This is a genomic window from Embleya sp. NPDC008237, from assembly GCF_042956465.1.
Taxonomy (GTDB): Bacteria; Actinomycetota; Actinomycetes; order Streptomycetales; family Streptomycetaceae; genus Embleya.
In genome coordinates, this window is sequence record NZ_JBIBGL010000018.1 from 1 (window position 1) to 17,333 (window position 17,333).

The following is a 17,333-nucleotide window of genomic DNA, read 5'->3' on the forward strand; positions in this document are numbered from 1 at the left end:
ACGGGCCACCTCGGCGAACAGCTTGTCGTTCTTCGCCGCTCCGTCCAGCATCGAGTATTCGGTGTGGACATGCAGGTGAACGAACGAGTCAGACACGGTGTGTGAGGCTCCTCGGAGGGGGCGGCGGGGACCATCCACCATAACGCGGTGGAGGGCGGCAACCGGGTGTCCGAGGCAGGTGTCCACCACCCGCCGGCGAAGGCTTTTCCGAGTCGTTTCCGACCCGTATCCGAGTGGCCCCACAGTGGCCTGCGAAGCGGTCTATGCGGTGCTTCGTCGGGGTTTGGTGGGGGTGTCGCGCGGCTTTTGCGGAGCGCCGCGCGGGTTGTCGCGTCGGCCGCCGGTCGGCCGTCGCGGCGGGCTCTCGCGTCGGGTCGTCGCGGGTCTCAGCGGGTGCCGGCGGCGGCTTCGGCGGGGGCATCGGTGGTGGTCTCGGCGGGGGTCTGCGCGGCGGCTCGGGCGGCGGCCTCGCGGCGGCGCAGCGGGGGGAGGGTGGGGGGTGGTTGGCGGCGCTCGGGGAGCTCGGCGAGCAGCACCTTCGTCGCCTCGGCGATCGCGGCCACGGCGCGCTCTACGGCCTCCTCGGTGCGGGGCGACGTGGTCTGCACGCCACCCACCTTGCGGACGTATTGACGGGCGGCGGCTTCGATCTCCACGTCGGTGGCGGCGGGGTCGAGTCCGCGGAGCGTCGTGATGTTTCGGCACATACCTTTCAGGCTAGGCGGGGCGGCCGACATCCGCGGCGCGCTCGCGGCGCTGCCGTCACCAGGGGCCTGGGTCGACGCACGCGGCGCTGCCGTCACCGGTGGCCTGGGTGGATGTTGGCCGGGCTGCGGCCTGCTTGTCCTCAAGCGCCGGACGGGCTGGGTTTGGTCGGGTTGGCGGGGTCGGCTGCGGTTGGGAGTGGTGGGCCCGCCGGTGCGGGTTGGCCGGGCTGCGGCCTGCTTGTCCTCAAGCGTCGGACGGGCTGGGTTTGGGTTTGGTCGGCTTTCCGGGGTCGGCTGCGGTTGGGAGTGGTGGGTCTGGGTGGACCCGGGCCGGGCTGCGGCCTGCTTGTCTCACGTGTCGGATGGGTCGGGTTCGGGTGCGTGTTCGGCGTAGTGGCCGTTGCCTTGGGGGGGTTTGGGCGTTGGGCCTGGTGTGGGTTCGAGTGCGGAGGAGGGGCGGATGGGCGCGGTCGGTGCGGGGCCCGGGCGGCTGCTGGTTTCTTCGGGGACGCGCGACCACCGCTACGACCCGGCGACCGCCTGGCGGGTGTACCAGGGCGAGGACGGCAGCCTCACGGTCAGCACGGACGCGTGGCAGGAGGAGTCGCACACGCTGATGGCGATCCGCACCGACTGGTACGCGGACGCCGCGGCGGCCTCCGCGGCGGGCGGGATGCCGCCGGACGTGGCCGGCCGGGTCACCCGCGCGTTGGGCGCCGAGCCGGTTCCGCCGCCGCCGTACCGGGACTTCGCCGAGGCGTTTCGCGCGGGTGTCACGCCGGCCCATCCGGAGCCGGTCGCGGGCCTGGAGCTGGCCGTGCGGCATCGGCCCGCGCAGGACGAGTTCGGCGTGGGCGGCGACTGGTACGACGTCTTCACGCTGGACGACGGCCAGGTCGCGCTGGTGGTCGGCGATGTGCAGGGCCACGGCGCGAGCACCGCGCCGATCATGGCCAGGATCCGCACCCTGCTGCACGCGTACGCGGTGGTCACTCCCGATCCCGGCCGGACGCTCGGGTTGGTGAACGACTTCCTGGACCGCTTTCCCGGTCCCGCGTACGCCACCTGCACGCTGGCCTACCTGGACCCGGCGACCGGCAGTCTGCGGGTCGCCCGGGCCGCGCATCCGCCGCTGTTGCTCGCCGATCCGGCCGGGACGCCGCGGATCGAGGACGTCGACGGCGGGCTGCCGCTGGGCATGCTGGCCGATCAGGCCTATCCGTGCACGACGCTGACGGTGGCTCCCGGAGAGACCCTGGTCCTGGTCACCGACGGGCTGGTCGAGGGCCCGCAGTTGGCACTGGACCGGGGCATGGAACGGCTCGCGCACCGCTTCGAGCGCAGCCGGGGCCTGGACCTGGAGGCAACCGCGGAGCGCTTGTTCGGACTCGCCGACCTGACCGGTCACCGGGACGACGTGACGTTGCTGCTGGCGCGGACGAAGGCGGGTTGACGCGCCGCATTTCGCCGCGTCACAACGATGTCGAATAAAGGGCGGCGGCGATTGTCGACCGCCCTTCGATTTCGGGCCGAGCGGTGTTTTCCTCCACGTTTCCGAACTGCTCGCGTCGGGTCGGAGCAGAGGTGTCGCGGGCCACAAAGGGCGGTTCCCCTGGAACTTCCGCCTTTGGCGCGAGAGGATCTGACTATGCGTCAGCTCGATGTCCCGGGCGGCGCCTGGCATCTGACGTGACGTTAGCCACGTGTAAACAAAGTTCCGGCCGACGCTCGCATACTGTCCCGTACGCAGACCTCATACAGGCGTATGCAGCGCTGGTTGAACCAGGCGATTTTGGGAGGCTCCACGTGGAGTTCGGCATCTTCCTGAACGGGTACACCCCCGGTCCGGCCGCTCACGATCGCGCGAGCGAGCACCTCGTGCTCATGCGCGAGATGGAATTGGCCATCAAGGCCGACAAGCACAACTGGAAGTACGCCTGGTTCGGCGAGCACCACGGTCTGGTCGAGTACAGCCACATGTCGGCTCCCGAGGTCGTCATCGGCTACGTCGCGGCGAAGACCGAGCGCATCCACCTGGCGACCGGCATCAACAGCCTGTCGCCGCGCAAGGAGCACCCGGTCCGCTACGCCGAGCGCGCCGCGATGATGGACCACATCACCGAGGGCCGCTTCGAGTGGGGCACCGGCCGTGGTGCGGGCAGCCACGAGATGGCCTCGTTCAACATCATGGACAAGAACTCGACGAAGACCGAGTGGGACGAGGTCGTTCGCGAGATCCCCCGGATGTGGGCGCAGACGGACTACACGTTCGAGGGCGACCACTTCACGGTGCCGACCCCGCACGACATCCACCCGAAGCCGTACGGCGAGTCGCACCCGCCGATCTGGGTCGCCTGCGGCAACCCGGCCACCTTCGGCAAGGCCGGCTCGATGGGCATCGGCGCGATCGCGTTCAACTTCGAACCGGTCTACAACCTGAAGGGCCGCATCGAGGCCTACAAGGAAGCCGCCGAGAACCCGGTCGAGATCGTCGGCGACTACCAGAACAACAACGTGATGATGACGAACGCCGTAATCTGTCTGTCCGACCGCAAGCGCGCTCGCGAGATCGCGCTCAGCAAGGGCCGCGGCTACCTGGTCACCCTGGTGAACCTGTACCACGACACCATGCCGAAGTCGGCGGACGCGATCACCTGGCCGTCGCCCACCTTCGACCTCTCGATGGGCGGCGACGAGCTGCTCGACCAGCTGATCGAGGGCGGCTACATGCTCGTCGGCACCCCGGACGAGGTGTGCGAGCAGGTCAAGGCGTACCAGGAGGTGGGCTGTGACCAGCTCGTCTTCGGCATCAACGACGGCATGACGCACGAGGAGAACCTCGAGATGATCGAGCTCTTCGGCAACCAGGTCATCCCCGAGTTCGACAAGGACCCGGAGCACTCGACCACCAAGTACCGCCGCAACGCGGTGCCGAAGTTCGGTCGTTTCCAGGGCGCGGGCCCGGACCCCGACCTCAAGGTCGAGGTGCTCCCGACGAGCGCGGTGCTGCCGCTCCCGTACCCCTCGGCGTAGTCCGGGCGGGCATCGAACAGGTCCGAGGCCATCGGGGACATCCCGGTGGCCTCGTGCATTTCGGCGCGGGACGGGCTCGGCGACGGGCGCCTCGACCCGGCCGCCGCGAAGCGATGGTGGAACCGTCGTGCGCCCTCACGTGGCGTGCGGTTCGAGCTCCTCGTTCGATTCGTCGCCGGAGGGCCCGTTCCCGCCCTTCCCGCCGCGGCGCCTGCGCCGCCTGCGGGCTGCGAGGATCCGTCGGACGACCTCGACCAGCACGGTGATCAGTGCGGCGGTGGCCAGGCCCGCGCCGATGCCCTTGATCGGGCTGTCCTTGAACGCGGTCCCGCCCCAGAACCCCAGCAGCACGCCGTAGATGGACCAGGTCAGGCCCGCGATCGCGGTGAATATCCGAAACCGGCCGATCGGGTACTCGACCATGCCCGCCACCAGCGAGACCGCGGTTCGGCCGCCGGGGATGTACCGGGCGACCACGATCATCGCGCCGCCGCGTTCGGCCAGCCAGCGTTCCGCCTGTTTGCGGGCCCGCCGACCGCGCTCGCCGTTGAGCATGTGCCGATTCGCGAACGGTTCGGCCCACCGGCCGATCGCGTAGGTGATGTTGTCGCCGAGGAAGGCGCCGAGCGCGCCGGCCAGTATGAGCAGGAAGAGGTTGGGCGAGAAGCCGGTGACGGTGGCGAACACACCGCACGCGATCAGCGCGCTCTCGCTCGGCAGGATCGGCAACATCGCGTCCAGGAGCGCGGTGAGGAACACGATCAGGTAGGCCCACGGGGAGCCCGCGAAGGACATGATCGGGTCGAACCACGCGTCCACGGTCACTCCTTCGACAGGTGTACGAAACCGGTCCGCGACCGACTCGGACGATTGTTCGGTGCGGCCGCCTGTTTTCGGCGGCTACCCGCCCGGAGCACAAACAAGGCACCGTGCGCCGATCGGTCGAACGTCTGTCACGCTTGATCCCTTCGCCTCGACCTCTCGATCGAGACGGATCAACAGACGCTCAGGAACAACGCGAGGGACGTGGCATGGACGCCGTTCACGAAGGTCTGGACGCCGTGCGGGCGGAGCTGGTCGGCCTCGATCGGCCCGTGGTGCGCCTGCTGGAGCCGGGTCTGCCGGCCGAGGCGGTGCGTACCCGGGTGGGCGCCGCGGTTCCCGCCGAGCTGGTTTCCTGGTTCGGCTGGGCGGACGGCACCCGCGAGGAGCCGGACCAGCTGGTGGACGAGGCGTCGTTCATACCGGGCTACGTCCTGGTCAGCCTGGCCGAGGCGCTGGAGTTCCGGGACGAGGTCGAGATGGACCAGCCGGAGGGTGTGCAGTGGTTGCCACTGCTGGTGTCGCCGGCCGCCGACTTCTACGCGGCGGTCTGGGACGGCTCGGACGTCCAGGTGGCGAGCTACGTGCAGGGCGCGGACGAGCCGATGGTCTACGCGTCGATCCCGCTGATGTTGCGCACCGTCACCGAGAGCTTCCGGACCGGGGCCTTCGAGGTGGACGAAGAGGGCTACTTCGACATGCACCCCGAACTCTGCGACCGGGTCTATGAGGCCCTGAACGGCTGAAACGTTGCACGCGGGTGAGGTAATTCACGTCACGCCCCCTCGTACATACGGGGGCGTAGGTCGCTGGGCTACCTTGTCCGCGTGCCTATACCCCGCCGCCGGACCGTCGCGCTCGGCCTCGCTCCGTTGCTGATCGCCGGTCTCGCCTCGTGTGGGTTGTTGTCCGACTCCGAGGACTCGCCCGGCAGGACCGCGAACGCGGCGGACGCGAACCCCGCGGCCGGTACGGGCGGCTCCTCGGCCGCGCCCGGCGCCGGGTCCGCGCCGCCGTCGGTTCCGGCCGCGCCGGGCACCGAGATATCCGTTGCGTTCGCGGGTGACGTGCACTTCTTCGAGCGCACCCTGCCGCGTTTGAACGCGGGCGCCGAGGGGGCGCTGGGCCCGATCGGCAAGACGCTCGCGGCGGCCGATCTGGCGATGGTCAACCTGGAGAGTGCGATCACCGAGCGCGGCACGCCGGAGAACAAGACGTACCACTTCCGGGCCCCGGCGAAGGCGCTGACCGAGCTGAAGGCGGTCGGGATAGACGCGGTCAGCATGGCCAACAACCACGCCGTGGACTACGGCAAGGTCGGCCTGGAGGACTCCGTCGCCGCCGTCCAGGACCCGCCGATCGGCGTGGCCGGCATCGGCAAGGACGCGGCGCAGGCATACCGCCCGGTGATCCGGGAGGCCAAGGGCGTCAAGGTCGCGTTCCTGGCCGCGAGTCAGGTGCAGGACATCACCAACCAGCTCTACCAGGCCGGGCCGAACAAGCCCGGGATAGCGACCGCGCTGCAGACCGACCGGCTGGTGCAGGCGGTGCGGGACGCGAAGAAGCAGGCCGACGTGGTGGTCGTGTACATGCACTGGGGCATCGAGGGCGACAAGTGCCCGAGCGCGGACCAGAAGAGTGTGACCCGCAAGCTCGCGGACGCGGGCGCGGCGGCGATCCTGGGCACGCACGCGCACGTGATGCAGGGCGCCGGCTGGCTGGGTGACACCTACGTGGGCTACGGCTACGGCAACTTCCTCTGGTACGGCACGTCCCCGTACCCGAACTCGAACGACACCGGTGTGGCGACGCTGACCATCAAGGACGGCAAGGTCGTCGGCGAGAAGTTCACGCCCGCCTCGATCGACAAGCGCGGAGTGCCGATGCCGGTGACCGGCGCCGAGTCCAAGCGCATCCTGGACCGCCGGGAAACGCTGCGCCCGTGCACCGGATTGGCCGCCAAGCCGAAGAAATAGCCCACAGCGCCGGGAAGTTCGGCGAAGGTGCCCGCCCCGGGATCGGGTCGGTGTTCGGTGCCCCGGCGGCCATGTCCCTCCTCCGTGCGCAGGACCGCGCCCCGGCCGGAGCCCGTCGACGGGCCGGTCGTTCCGCCGTCCACGCCGGGTGCGGCGAAGGCCCCCACGACCGCCTCGTGACGGCACGGCCGCCCGACTCGACGGGATTCACAGAGACCACGAGGGTCCGGCGGCGTCGTGCCCGGAGGGGAACGCGTCGGTGAGCGAGGGCACCCGGGCGCCTTGCGTGCCGTCGGCGGAGACGGTCCAGCCGAACGCTTCCATGCCCGGGCGGTCGGCCGCGCACCACGTGGACCAGGCCGCTTCGACCTCGTTCCACAGGCGGCGTGGTCCGTGCTGGTGGACGGCGAACGTGTCGAGTCGCCTTCCGTCGTAGTCGACGCTCGCCCACGATGTCCCGGCCTCGTCGCCCACCCACAGGCGGGTGTGCACGCCGTCGACGTCGGGGTTCTCATCCCAGTGCTGCCAGACGCCGGGTGTCATCAGGCCGATCGCGAACTCCGCGGCGAGGTTGCCGCCGGCCACGTCCCAGGGCGATACGGCCGTCGTGCTCGGGGTGGCGACATGTTCGGGGGAGACCACTTCGTCCACATCGGAGATCCGTGAGCGATGTCCGCGCAGGTGCATGAACGCCCCACCCGCGCGAAAGCGCCCCTGCGCTCGGCCCTGCGCGTCCACGGTGGCCACGAGGGTGCCGTTTGCGGTCCAGGCGGTTGCCCAGGGCGTGACGATCACGGCTCCGGGCCGGCATTGCCGAATCCAGGCCGGTGGAATGTGAGTGACGGCGGCGGTGGACAGGACTCGGTCGTAGGGTGCGCCGGTTGCCCAGCCCTCGGCGCCGTCTCCCCACACGACGGTCGGACGCCGACCGAGCGCCGCCAAACGGGTTCTGGCGATGCGGGCCAGATGCGGGTCCACTTCGATGGTCACCAGGCGCTGATCGTCACGCAGCCGGTGCGCGAGCAGTCCGGCGTTCCATCCCGTGCCCGTGCCGATTTCCAAGACGCGGTGGCCGTCGGCCACTTCGAGGGCCAGGAGGGTGGCCGCCACGATCGAGGGTTGGGACGCGGAGGACGACGGCCAGTGCGGCCCGTCGGGCCGGGGGTTGCCGCCGTCGCACATCTGCACGACCACCGGCACATCGGCGTATGCGGCCGCCCACCACCGCTTCGGCTCCCGCACCCGCTCACAGCGCTCGTGCCGGTCGCCGTCCGGTCGGCGCAGCCACACCAGGTCCGGAAGAAATACGTGCCGCGGCACTCCCAGAAATGCCTCCCGCCACACCTGGGGCAGTTCCCCGACGGTTTCCTCCACCTGCCGGAGCAGATCCACCCGCGCTCGCCACAGCGCCCTGGCCTGGGCCGACACTCCCCTCACCGGCCCTTCGGCGTGCCGGGGTCGGCCGGCTTGTCCGGCGGAATCGGCGGCGGCACCGGCTTCTCGGGCTTGTGCCCGTCGTCGGTCGCGGGGTCGCGGTGTTTTGCCATGGGAATCCCCTTTGCTTCGAGATGCCCATCAAGCTACCGGCGATTCCGGGCTGTCACCGACCGGTTTCCTGTCCGCTCAAACACTCGTTTCGAATGCCTTCCAGGGCAGAGCGCATTCGATCGTCGGATAGTGCGTTCTCGGCGAATCCGTCGAATTTTCGCACATACAAATCGATGTCGCGAGGATCGGTGACCACTATTTTGGCATGCACGGTTTCGAGTGTCACCATGCGATTGTCGCGAATCACGAACGAGTGATTGGCGATGTCGTTCTGGTCGACGTTCATGGGGACGATGCGGATATCGACGTTCGGAAGTCGCGACACGGAAACGATACGATCGATCTGACCGGCCATCATCTGTGCCGAGATGATCCGCCATCGAAGGACCGGCTCGGTGATGACGAAGCGTAGGGATTTCGCAGGGTCGTAGAGGATGCTCTGTCGTTCCAAGCGACCGGAAATGGTTCGGGCCAGGACGTCGTCGCCCAGTTCGTGGCGTTCCAGGACCGCGCGAATGTATTCGGGCGTCTGGAGCAGCCCGGGAACGAGCGCCGGCTGAAACAGCCTGATCAGTGACGTCTGCGCATCGAGTGCCTGAAGCGCCTGCTGTCCTTTGTGTGCCCCGGTGCGCTTCAGGTGGCGCCAAGCGGTCGTCTCGGTGGCTGCCTCTCGGGCCGCCTTCATGTACTCGTGCCTGGCGTCCGGGGAAACCCCGATGGCGCTGAGGATCCGTTCGACATCCGTCACACTCGGGGCCAACTTGGCGGTTTCGATCTTGCTCAGCTTGCTCGGGGACATGAGGGCACTCCGGGCCACGGCCTTGGCCTCTTTGCCGGAAGCCTGCCGTACTGCCCGAAGTGCCGCACCGAGCTGCCCTTTGTTCACTCGCCGTGCTCGGCCCACCAGTGGGTGAACGGGACGGCGTGGGCGAGGGCCGTGTCGCGATGCGTGACGAACTTCGGCACGCGGTGGCGGGGCAGCACGTCCGCGCCAGTGAAGCCGCCTGCTTCGTCGTAGTTCAGAACTGCGGCGGCCGCCGTGTCGAAGAGCCAGAAATCCGGGACTCCGGGTAGCGGATTCGGGCGATTCGTGATGTCGAGGATGAAGAACTCCTCACCTGCGGTCATGTTCGTGCGATATCCCCAACCGAGCTCGTACCTCAAGTATGTGGAGAGCGGCCGGGAAACGATATGCACGCGATAGACACGCTTGCCGATGTCCGTATGCGTTCGCAGGGTGGAAAGCCAAGCGGCGTTGTAATCCTCGGGCCTGGGCTTTCCTGCCAAATACATTCGGTAGGCTTCGACATTGCCCGACCGGCCGTAGTCATCGAGTGTCTCGAGTCGAAAGGCTTCACGCGTGAACGAGTCGAAGAGGTCGGCGTAGGCCTTAGATGAGACGGTCACGAATGGCCTTCCGCATCAGGTCCATCGGGATCTCGACCAGGGCTTCGTGGGCGGGGATGGTCAGCCCGTGGTCCGTCGACGGCACGCCCTGTACGAGCAGTGTGCCCCGGTCCGTGGCGTACAGCGTCGGGCAATCGTCGATTTCGCACGTGCTTACGAGTTTGGTGACCTTCACGGACACGGTTCGCCCCTTCGCCGAAGCCTCACACCGTCCCGATCGATGCTCCTGACGCGGGCGTTGGGGAGTCAAGGTATTCCGTGTGCGGAAACGGGAAATCCGGCGGCCCGCGCAGGAGCCCGGGTCAGCCCTCGGCCAGTGCGTTCAATGCGGGGCCGGTGAGGCGGTAGCCGATCCATTCGCGTTCCGGGGTGGCGCCCAGGGCGTCGTAGAAGCCGATGCCGGCCTCGTTCCAGTCCAGGACGGACCATTGCAGGCGGGCGTAGCCGCGGGCGGTGCAGATGGCGGCGAGGCGCTGGAGGAGGGCCTTGCCGTGGCCGCCGCCTCGGGCCTGAGGGCGGACGTACAGGTCTTCGAGGTAGATGCCGTGGACGCCCTCCCAGGTGGAGAAGTTCAGGAAGTACAGGGCGAGGCCGACCGGCTCGCCCGTGGCGTCGTCCTCGGCGATCAGCGCGAAGGCCGCCGGGTGCGGGGCGAACAGGGCCGTGTGCAGCTGGGCCTCGGTGGCCTTGACCTCGTGCAGCAACTTCTCGTAGGCGGCGAGCTCGCGCACGAGGGTGTGGATGGCAGGGATGTCGGCCGGGACGGCTTCGCGGATCATGCCTCGAAGCTACCTCGTCGCCGCCCGTCGGCTTCGGGATTTTTCGGGCCCGTGCGCGCTATGCCGTCGGGGCCACGTACATGTAGGACTTCTCCTCGCTGCGCGTGGAGATCCGCCACTCGCCGTCCACGCGCGTGAAGGTGTCGAGGTACCACAGACCGCAGAACATCACCGGGCCCGGCGTCTCGTCGTCGTCACCCTTGAAGACCATGGGGTTGTGACACATGGTGCGGCCCGTGGCGGTGTCCCCGTCCACGGTGATCGACGAGTTCGAGATCAGGTGCTGGTAGGCGCCGAAGCCCGGCATCACCGAGGCCAGGAACTCCTTGGTCTCCTTCAGGCCGCCCTTGGAGCCGCCCATCGCCGAGTAGTCGATGTGCGCGTCGGCGGTGAAGACCGTGTCCAGCGCGTCCCAGTCGCCCGTGTCCACGGCGTGCGAGTACCGGACCATCAGGTCCTGGATCTCCATCCGGTCCGAGATCTCCTGAAGCGTCAGCATGTGCGTGCCCACCCTCTCCGGCGCTGCGGCGTCGTTCCGTGCTCGCGGGGACGACGTGAGGGGCCAACTTGACACGAACAAGCACATGACGAAAGAGGCAGACCTCGGCGGGACGGTGAAAAGTCCGATCCCGGGGTTAGTACGAAGAATGCTCGGGGGACCCGCCCCGGTATCGGCAACCGGGCCGTCGCCGACGGCAGCCGCCGAACCCGAGGGAGACATCGTGGGCGAGACGACGCGGCGACGGGCCACGGTCGCGCTGGCGGCCGCTGTGCTCGTGGTGGGCGGCCTGAGCGCGTGCACCGACGACAACGGCTCCACGCAGGGTTCCGGTCGCGACGGCGGCAATGCCGACGGCAAGGTCGCGTCCGGCTCGGCCGCCCCGAGCAACAGTCCCGCGAACGACCTTCAGGCGCAGTACCAGCAGGTGGTGCGCAATGTGCTGCCCTCGGTCGTCCAGATCACCACGCAGGGCGGCCTGGGCTCCGGGGTCGTCTACGACGACAAGGGCAACATCGTCACGAACGCGCATGTCATCGGCCGGGCCACCACGTTCGAGGTCACCCTCCCGAACGCGAGCAAGCCGGTCACCGCCAAACTCGTCGCCGCCTTCGCCCCGGACGACCTCGCGGTGATCCGCCTCGACAACCCGCCCGCCGACCTGAAGCCGGCCCGGTTCGCGGATTCGAGCAAGCTCCAGGTCGGCCAGATCACCATGGCCATGGGCAACCCGCTGGGTTTGGACTCCAGCGTCACCGAGGGCATCGTCTCGGCCATCGGCCGCACGGTCAGCGAGCCGCAGTCCTCCGGCTCGCCGGGCGCGACCATCTCCAGCGCGATCCAGACCTCGGCGGCGATCAACCCCGGCAACAGCGGTGGCGCGCTGGTGGACCTGGACAGCCAGGTGATCGGCATCCCGACCCTGGCCGCGGCCGACCCGGAGACCAACGGCGGTGCGGTCCCGGGCATCGGCTTCGCCATCCCGGCCAACACGGTCAAGTCGATCACCGACCAGATCATCAAGAACGGCAAGGTGGACAACTCGGGCAAGGCCGCGCTGGGCGTCACGGTGCGCACCGTGGCCGGGCCGAACGGCCGGTCCACCGGCGTCGGCGTGGTCTCCGTCCAGGACGGCGGCGCCGCCAAGGCCGCGGGCATCCAACAGGGCGACGTGATCACCTCCATCGACGACCGGGAGATCACCGACGTCGTGGCGCTGTCCGAGGCGCTGGCCGGCAAGCAGCCCGGCGACAGGGTCGAGGTGAGCCTGATCCGGGCCGGTGACGGCGGCAAGGCCACCGTGAACGTGACCCTGGGCGAACTCGAGGGCTGACGGCGCCACAACGCACCCGAGCACGTCCGAAAGCACGCTCGAAGCGTGTCCCGAGCACGCGGGAAACCCGCCCCTACTTTCCCGGGCGATCCGACGGAAGGGACGATCTGCGCGATAACGTCCCGCTCATGACGATTCCTCAGCCGCCACGCGGGCCGGGGTCGCCGTACGGGGAACAACCATCCGTCGACGGTGATCCACACCTGTCCTGGCACCAACCGCCCGCGACCGCACCGTCCCTGATCCCGGATCAGGGACGACCGCCCCTGCCGCAGCCGCCCGCACCACCGCCCGCGCCTGCGTACCCGCAGCCCGGCGCGCCGTCCTACGCGATGCCGACGCCGATGCCGACATCGGCCGGCGACGAGCAACTCCCGCTCGCGTCCCGGAGCATGCGGCTGATCGCCCGCACCACGGACTACCTGCTCACCACCGCGCTCGTGCTGCCGCTGTGGTTCCTGGCCTACCACTACCTCCAGACCAAGGCCACGGACCTGCCCACCAAGGTGGTCCGCACCGCGTTCCTGGACGTCGTGTTCGGCCGGGCGGGCGAGGCCCAACGGGCGCCGCTGGAGGCGGTGGACGGCCTGTGGGGCACCACCAAGACGCTGCTGCTCCTGCTGATCCTCGCGCACCTGCTGGTGCCCGCCCTCTACGACTGGTTCATGCACGCCCGGTTCGGCCGCACGCTGGGCAAGATCATGGTCGGCGCGAAGGTGGTCCCGGTGGGCACGTCGGCGCAGGCGGTCCGCGGCCGGGTGCCGGTCGGCGCCTGGCGGGCGGCCCGGCGCACCCTGGTTGCCGTGGTGGTGCCGTGGGCCGCGCTGTTGCTCACCTGGTACGAGATCGCGCTGCGTCAGTGGGGCACGGCGGGCCTGTTCGCGCTGCTGACCCTGATCGGCTTCCTGGACCCGCTGGCCGTGCTCGGCCCGCGACGGCGCACATGGCACGACCGCACCGCCGGCACCGTCGTGGTGAACGTCAAGCTGCTCGCCCGGGGTTGGTCGGTCACGCGCAACGCGTCCGCGGCGGTGGCCCAGGGGGCTCGCGGCGCGTCCGGCATGGTGGCCCAGGGTGCCCGCGGTGCGCGCGACCGGTGGCAGTCGAGCCGTACCGCCGGGGCCCGGCCCGAGGATCCGAACCGGCCCGGGACGGGGTGAGGCGCCGCCCCGGGCCGGCTCCGCGTCAATCCTGGATCGAGATGGCTCGGGTCGGACAGACCCGGGCCGCCTCCTCCACCTGCGGCCGCAACTCCTCCCCCGGGTTCTCGTTCAGGATGTAGAGGAAGTTGTCATCCCGAACCTCGAACACCTCGGGTGCCTCGGCCATGCAGAGTGCGTTGCTCTTGCACTTGTCGAAGTCGACGACGATCTTCACGTTCGGCCCTTCGGTCGTGGAAGCGGTGCGATGCGGCGATACCTTCGAGTGATGCCGGACGACGGCGGTCCTGGTCGGTGCGACCCGGCGGCCGTACCGGCCGATCCGCGAACCGTCGCCCCGCGCCGAGTCGTTGGGGCACCCGGCGCAACCGCTGGCCTATCACGCGCCCCCTCGGGTAAGGCGAGCCTTTTCCCTCGAACGGGGAACCAGCCGGTGCCCTGGGGAGGTCACAAGACCGGATGAGAGGATTCCATCCCGGTACGGCCGCAGCTGCGGGCCGGCGAACCAACACGGGAGGCACGTCCATGACGGCCGATGGCGGCGCCGAGATACGTTCGTTGCGTCCGGGCGATCCGCAGCACATCGGGCCCTTCCGGATCACCGGCAGACTCGGCGCGGGCGGAATGGGCGCGGTGTACGCGGGCCTCGACGGCTACGAACGCCGCGTCGCGGTCAAGGTGGTGCACGCGCAGTACGCCGACGACCCCGAATTCCGGGCCCGCTTCACGCGCGAGGTCAACCTGCTGCGCGCGATCAAGGGCACGTGTACGACACCGGTGCTCGACGCCGATGTCGACGCCGAGACACCGTGGTTCGCGACCGAGTACGTCCCGGGGCCGACCCTGGACGTGCGGGTCAACCAGGGCGGCCCGATGCACGGCGACGAGTTGATGGGGCTTGCGGCCGGGCTCGCCGAGGCGCTCGTCGCGCTGCACGACGCGGACGTGATCCACCGCGACCTCAAACCGCAGAACATCATCTGCTCGCCCGCCGGGCCGCGCGTGCTCGACCTGGGCATCGCCCGGTCCATGGAGGACAGCGGGCTGACCCGCACCGGCATGATGATCGGCTCGCCGGCGTGGATGAGCCCGGAACGCTTCAAGGGCCACGACAGCACGCCCGCCGCCGACGTGTACGCGTGGGCCATGCTGATCACCTACGCCGCCACCGGAGTGATCCCGTTCGGCACCGGCGCCCCCGAGGTGGTCGCGCTGCGCGTGCTCCAGGAGGAGGCCGACCTGTCCGGCGTGCCGGACGTACTGCGCCTGATCGTCAAGCGGGCCTCCGACAAGGAACCGCACTACCGGCCGCACGCCCGCGAGTTGCTGGCCTCGGTCACCCACGTGTGGCGCGGTGCGCTCGGCAACGCCGCGGCGCCCTCGCTCGACCCGGTCGCGGATGCCACGTCGTTGATCGGGCAGTTGTGGACGACGCCCGCGTCCGGCGGCGCCTGGCAGGTGCAACAGAACCAACAGCAGCAGGCGCCGCAGCCCCCGCAGCCGCGGGTGTACGAGCCGCCGCGCGGTCCCGCCCGCTCGGGTGGCACCGCCGCGTTCGGCGCACCGTCCGTATCGCCGCAGACGCCCCCGCCGGCCGGCGGCCGACCCTCGCACGACCCCTACGGCGCGTCCCAGACCCAACCGCCGCTGTACCGCGACGCCCCGACCTCGGGCACGCACGGCGTCCCGTCGCAGCCGTCCGGGCAGTACGGGGCAGCCTCGGGCACGCACGGCGTCCCGCCGCAGTCCTCCGGGCAGTACGGGGCGCCCTCGGGCCGATACGGCGCGCCGTCGGGGCAATACGGTGCTCCGTCCGGCCAGTACGGCGCGCCCTCGGGGCAGTACGGCACCGCCGGACAGGGCTACTCGACGAATCCCCATGAGGCGCCCACCGCCCACGGCGCCCACACCCCGCCGCCCACCGGTCGGGCGGCGGCCCGGCAGGGCGGGTCCGGCGGCGGCACCGGGCGCAAGCGCCTGCTGCTTGCGGTCGGCGGTGTGGCGGCGGTCCTGGTGATCGGGGTCGGAGCGGTGTTCGCGCTGCGCGGCGGCGGCGACGACAAGGACAAGAAGAAGCCGGAGACGCAGAAGACTCCGACCGCCGAGACCCCCAGGCTCACCGGCAAGACCGGCGGCTTCACCCAGGACATCAAGGGGATGAAGTTCGCGGTCCCGGCCACGTGGGAGCTCAAACAGGTCAGCGAGACCGAGGTGTGCGTGTTGCCGAGCGCGACGCCGGCCGCGCAGCGCACCACGTGCGAGCGGGCGGGCCTGCGGATCTGGGTCGGCAAGAACAGCGAGCGCAAGGTCGACTTCAAGGATCAGGCGGGCTGGACCCTCGGTGCGAAACCGACCTGCGTGACCCGGGCCGACGACGCGGTGGCGCCGACCAGCAAGAGCGAAGGGAAAAAGTATGTCGAACCGGGCAAGGGCAGCCTGACGTTCGAGTACGCGTCCTACAGCGTGAACTGCAAGAGCGGCGACGCGTTCCAGCCCCAGCTGTGGTGGTTGCCGCAGTCGATGATCTCGTTCTCCACGGCGGGGTTGTCCCGCGAGTACGACACGGACCTGAACAAGATCCTGGCGTCGGTGAGCGTGACGGGTTACAAGAAGCCCGCTGCGTAACCCGCCACACCCGACCGGGACAAGAGACCCTGCGAAGGGTCGGAACGGGAGCCTAGAAGTCGGCCGCCGCGGCGACCGGCAGGAACGGGTTCTCCGGTCCGGCCGGGAACGAACTCCAGCTCTGCTCCTCGTACAGGTTCATCAACTCGTGCTCGGACTCCTCGGTGTCCGGCCACTCGGCGTTGACGACCACGTGTACCGAGGGCTGGGGATACTGCTCCCACCACTGGACTATGTGGCCCTCGCCGTCCACGGGGACCGGGTGGTGCTCGACCCGGTGCACCATCATGTACGGACCGCCGGTCCACGGCCCTATGTGCGCACCGCCCAGCGGGATCGCCGAGATCGAGTCGCCGCCGCGCGGCAGGGCCGGTCCGGCGAAGTCGCCGGAGAGCAACGAGCCCACGTACCCCGTCGGGGGACGGTCCGGTGGGACGTCCTGGTAGAAGTCCACCCGGACCCTGTACCGGATCACTCGCGTCCCCTCCGCTTCCTCTTCGTGTCGTGCTCGCAGCGAGCCCGGCCGGCTTGTTGCGACCGGTAATACGTATACCAGCCGGCGATGGTTCCGTTCCGACGATCGGGTGGGGGCTGGACTTCCCGACGGGCCGCAGGCAGGATCACGCGCACCGGAGGCGGCAGGCAGCGCCCGGATTTCTCCGTGCGCCCGGCTTCGCCGGGACCAATGCGGGGAGGCACGATGGGTGGCACCCGGGACGAGGCGGCACTCGCACGGAGCGGACCGGTCGGCGGCGATGTGGCCGCCTGCGTGCGCCGATTCACCGAGTGGACGATGATCGACGGCGACCTGAGCTGTCGGTACGTCTGGCTCAACCTGCCGGACCCCACCGGCGGCACCGTGCGCTACACGGTGCCCGGCACCGAGATCGTGCGGCGCGTCGGCCCGGGTGATCGCATCGAGACCGTGGGCGAATTCCGCAACGGTGACGCCGTGGACGCGATGATCGCGCGCTGGCGGACGGCGGGTGGTCCGGTCGCCGGGTACGACGGCGCGGAACTGCGCGGCATCGTCGGCTGGGCACCGGAACCGCTGCCGCTGCCGATCCCGCGGGCGGAGGTCGAGCGGGCCTTCGGCGACCTCGCGGCGCGCCTGGCCTCGGCCTCGGCCGGCGGCGAGTGGGCGCCGGTCGCCGCGGTGTTCACCGACGAGGTGCGGGTGCGCGACCACGTGGTCGGCTTCGTCGAGGGACGGCATGCGTTGAGCGCCTACATCCGGGACGGCGTCCGGCGTTCGCCGTTCAGCCGCTACCGGGTCCGGCTGCGGATCATCGACGGCAACCGGGTCTCGACGGTGCTGCGCGCCGAGGGACCCTCCGGCGGCCTGGACGTCAACGTGGTGCTGCACTACGCGGGCGGGCGCCGCTGGTCCTATGTGGAGGTCGTGTACAACCCGCAGGAGGTCGTTCGCCCCCGGGCCTGACAA

At 69.8% G+C, this 17,333-nt stretch carries 18 protein-coding genes; 8 read left to right on the forward strand and 10 right to left on the reverse strand.

Going from position 1 to position 17,333, the window contains the following annotated elements:
• Window positions 1-386: 386 nt before the first annotated feature.
• Window positions 387-707, reverse strand: coding sequence for a DUF2277 domain-containing protein (locus ACFZBU_RS36630; RefSeq protein WP_391588063.1), 321 nt, complete (start codon window positions 705-707; stop codon window positions 387-389).
• A gap of 460 nt (window positions 708-1,167) precedes the next feature.
• Between ACFZBU_RS36630 and ACFZBU_RS36635 the strand changes: the two genes are divergently transcribed.
• Both ACFZBU_RS36635 and ACFZBU_RS36640 read left to right on the forward strand, forming a co-directional pair.
• Window positions 1,168-2,160 carry a PP2C family protein-serine/threonine phosphatase gene (locus tag ACFZBU_RS36635; protein ID WP_391588064.1) on the forward strand — a complete coding sequence of 331 codons (993 nt, stop codon included), beginning with the start codon at window positions 1,168-1,170 and terminating at the stop codon, window positions 2,158-2,160.
• Window positions 2,161-2,513: 353 nt separating this feature from the next.
• A complete protein-coding gene (locus ACFZBU_RS36640) occupies window positions 2,514-3,740 on the forward strand; it encodes an LLM class flavin-dependent oxidoreductase (RefSeq protein WP_391588065.1) in 1,227 nt (408 codons plus the stop codon).
• A 135-nt stretch (window positions 3,741-3,875) separates the two neighbouring features.
• On the opposite strand, the gene ACFZBU_RS36645 is transcribed toward ACFZBU_RS36640, so the two are convergent.
• Entirely contained in the window at window positions 3,876-4,559 is a 684-nt protein-coding gene (locus ACFZBU_RS36645; protein ID WP_391588066.1) for a DedA family protein, read from the reverse strand.
• A gap of 212 nt (window positions 4,560-4,771) precedes the next feature.
• On the opposite strand from ACFZBU_RS36645, the gene ACFZBU_RS36650 reads away from it, so the two are divergent.
• On the forward strand, window positions 4,772-5,308 hold the full coding sequence (locus ACFZBU_RS36650) for a hypothetical protein (RefSeq protein WP_391588067.1): 537 nt from the start codon (window positions 4,772-4,774) through the stop codon (window positions 5,306-5,308).
• 81 nt (window positions 5,309-5,389) lie between these two features.
• Window positions 5,390-6,538 (forward strand): CapA family protein, encoded by a 1,149-nt coding sequence (locus tag ACFZBU_RS36655; protein WP_391588068.1) that lies wholly within the window; start codon window positions 5,390-5,392, stop codon window positions 6,536-6,538.
• A 207-nt stretch (window positions 6,539-6,745) separates the two neighbouring features.
• On the opposite strand, the gene ACFZBU_RS36660 is transcribed toward ACFZBU_RS36655, so the two are convergent.
• From ACFZBU_RS36660 to ACFZBU_RS36685, 6 genes are all read right to left on the reverse strand, one after another.
• Window positions 6,746-7,975 carry a methyltransferase domain-containing protein gene (locus ACFZBU_RS36660; protein ID WP_391588069.1) on the reverse strand — a complete coding sequence of 410 codons (1,230 nt, stop codon included), beginning with the start codon at window positions 7,973-7,975 and terminating at the stop codon, window positions 6,746-6,748.
• 163 nt (window positions 7,976-8,138) lie between these two features.
• A complete protein-coding gene (locus tag ACFZBU_RS36665) occupies window positions 8,139-8,972 on the reverse strand; it encodes a helix-turn-helix domain-containing protein (RefSeq protein ID WP_391588070.1) in 834 nt (277 codons plus the stop codon).
• Complete coding sequence (locus tag ACFZBU_RS36670; RefSeq protein WP_391588071.1) at window positions 8,969-9,493, reverse strand: DUF6879 family protein; 525 nt, start codon at window positions 9,491-9,493, stop codon at window positions 8,969-8,971. The genes ACFZBU_RS36665 and ACFZBU_RS36670 overlap by 4 nt, the downstream gene beginning before the upstream one ends.
• The gene (locus ACFZBU_RS36675) at window positions 9,477-9,668 is read right to left on the reverse strand and encodes a hypothetical protein (protein WP_391588270.1); all 192 of its coding nucleotides are present in this window, start codon (window positions 9,666-9,668) and stop codon (window positions 9,477-9,479) included. Before ACFZBU_RS36675 ends, ACFZBU_RS36670 begins: the two co-directional genes overlap by 17 nt.
• A 127-nt stretch (window positions 9,669-9,795) precedes the next feature.
• Complete coding sequence (locus tag ACFZBU_RS36680) at window positions 9,796-10,272, reverse strand: GNAT family N-acetyltransferase (protein WP_391588072.1); 477 nt, start codon at window positions 10,270-10,272, stop codon at window positions 9,796-9,798.
• Window positions 10,273-10,330: 58 nt separating this feature from the next.
• A complete protein-coding gene (locus ACFZBU_RS36685) occupies window positions 10,331-10,771 on the reverse strand; it encodes a nuclear transport factor 2 family protein (RefSeq protein WP_391588073.1) in 441 nt (146 codons plus the stop codon).
• Window positions 10,772-10,994: 223 nt separating this feature from the next.
• Here ACFZBU_RS36685 and ACFZBU_RS36690 point away from each other — a divergent pair, with 223 nt between their 5' ends.
• The gene (locus ACFZBU_RS36690; RefSeq protein ID WP_391588074.1) at window positions 10,995-12,104 is read left to right on the forward strand and encodes a S1C family serine protease; all 1,110 of its coding nucleotides are present in this window, start codon (window positions 10,995-10,997) and stop codon (window positions 12,102-12,104) included.
• Window positions 12,105-12,232: 128 nt separating this feature from the next.
• Window positions 12,233-13,264 (forward strand): RDD family protein, encoded by a 1,032-nt coding sequence (locus tag ACFZBU_RS36695; RefSeq protein ID WP_391588075.1) that lies wholly within the window; start codon window positions 12,233-12,235, stop codon window positions 13,262-13,264.
• A gap of 25 nt (window positions 13,265-13,289) precedes the next feature.
• Here the strand turns inward: ACFZBU_RS36695 and ACFZBU_RS36700 are convergent, their stop codons facing one another.
• Window positions 13,290-13,481, reverse strand: coding sequence for a ferredoxin (locus tag ACFZBU_RS36700; RefSeq protein ID WP_391588076.1), 192 nt, complete (start codon window positions 13,479-13,481; stop codon window positions 13,290-13,292).
• Between the two features lie 308 nt (window positions 13,482-13,789).
• Between ACFZBU_RS36700 and ACFZBU_RS36705 the strand changes: the two genes are divergently transcribed.
• The gene (locus tag ACFZBU_RS36705) at window positions 13,790-15,889 is read left to right on the forward strand and encodes a serine/threonine protein kinase (protein WP_391588077.1); all 2,100 of its coding nucleotides are present in this window, start codon (window positions 13,790-13,792) and stop codon (window positions 15,887-15,889) included.
• A gap of 52 nt (window positions 15,890-15,941) precedes the next feature.
• Here ACFZBU_RS36705 and ACFZBU_RS36710 read toward each other — a convergent pair whose 3' ends face one another.
• The gene (locus tag ACFZBU_RS36710) at window positions 15,942-16,364 is read right to left on the reverse strand and encodes a hypothetical protein (RefSeq protein ID WP_026218597.1); all 423 of its coding nucleotides are present in this window, start codon (window positions 16,362-16,364) and stop codon (window positions 15,942-15,944) included.
• Between the two features lie 225 nt (window positions 16,365-16,589).
• Here ACFZBU_RS36710 and ACFZBU_RS36715 point away from each other — a divergent pair, with 225 nt between their 5' ends.
• The gene (locus tag ACFZBU_RS36715; RefSeq protein ID WP_391588078.1) at window positions 16,590-17,330 is read left to right on the forward strand and encodes a nuclear transport factor 2 family protein; all 741 of its coding nucleotides are present in this window, start codon (window positions 16,590-16,592) and stop codon (window positions 17,328-17,330) included.
• Window positions 17,331-17,333 lie beyond the last annotated feature (3 nt).

Bases quoted from the DNA above. Each gene is read 5' to 3' on its own strand.
- ACFZBU_RS36630 (WP_391588063.1), bottom strand. From the start codon at position 707: ATGTGCCGAAACATCACGACGCTCCGCGGACTCGACCCCGCCGCCACC.
- ACFZBU_RS36635 (WP_391588064.1), top strand. From the start codon at position 1,168: ATGGGCGCGGTCGGTGCGGGGCCCGGGCGGCTGCTGGTTTCTTCGGGG.
- ACFZBU_RS36650 (WP_391588067.1), top strand. From the start codon at position 4,772: ATGGACGCCGTTCACGAAGGTCTGGACGCCGTGCGGGCGGAGCTGGTC.
- ACFZBU_RS36680 (WP_391588072.1), bottom strand. From the start codon at position 10,272: ATGATCCGCGAAGCCGTCCCGGCCGACATCCCTGCCATCCACACCCTC.
- ACFZBU_RS36685 (WP_391588073.1), bottom strand. From the start codon at position 10,771: ATGCTGACGCTTCAGGAGATCTCGGACCGGATGGAGATCCAGGACCTG.
- ACFZBU_RS36695 (WP_391588075.1), top strand. From the start codon at position 12,233: ATGACGATTCCTCAGCCGCCACGCGGGCCGGGGTCGCCGTACGGGGAA.
- ACFZBU_RS36705 (WP_391588077.1), top strand. From the start codon at position 13,790: ATGACGGCCGATGGCGGCGCCGAGATACGTTCGTTGCGTCCGGGCGAT.
- ACFZBU_RS36715 (WP_391588078.1), top strand. From the start codon at position 16,590: ATGGGTGGCACCCGGGACGAGGCGGCACTCGCACGGAGCGGACCGGTC.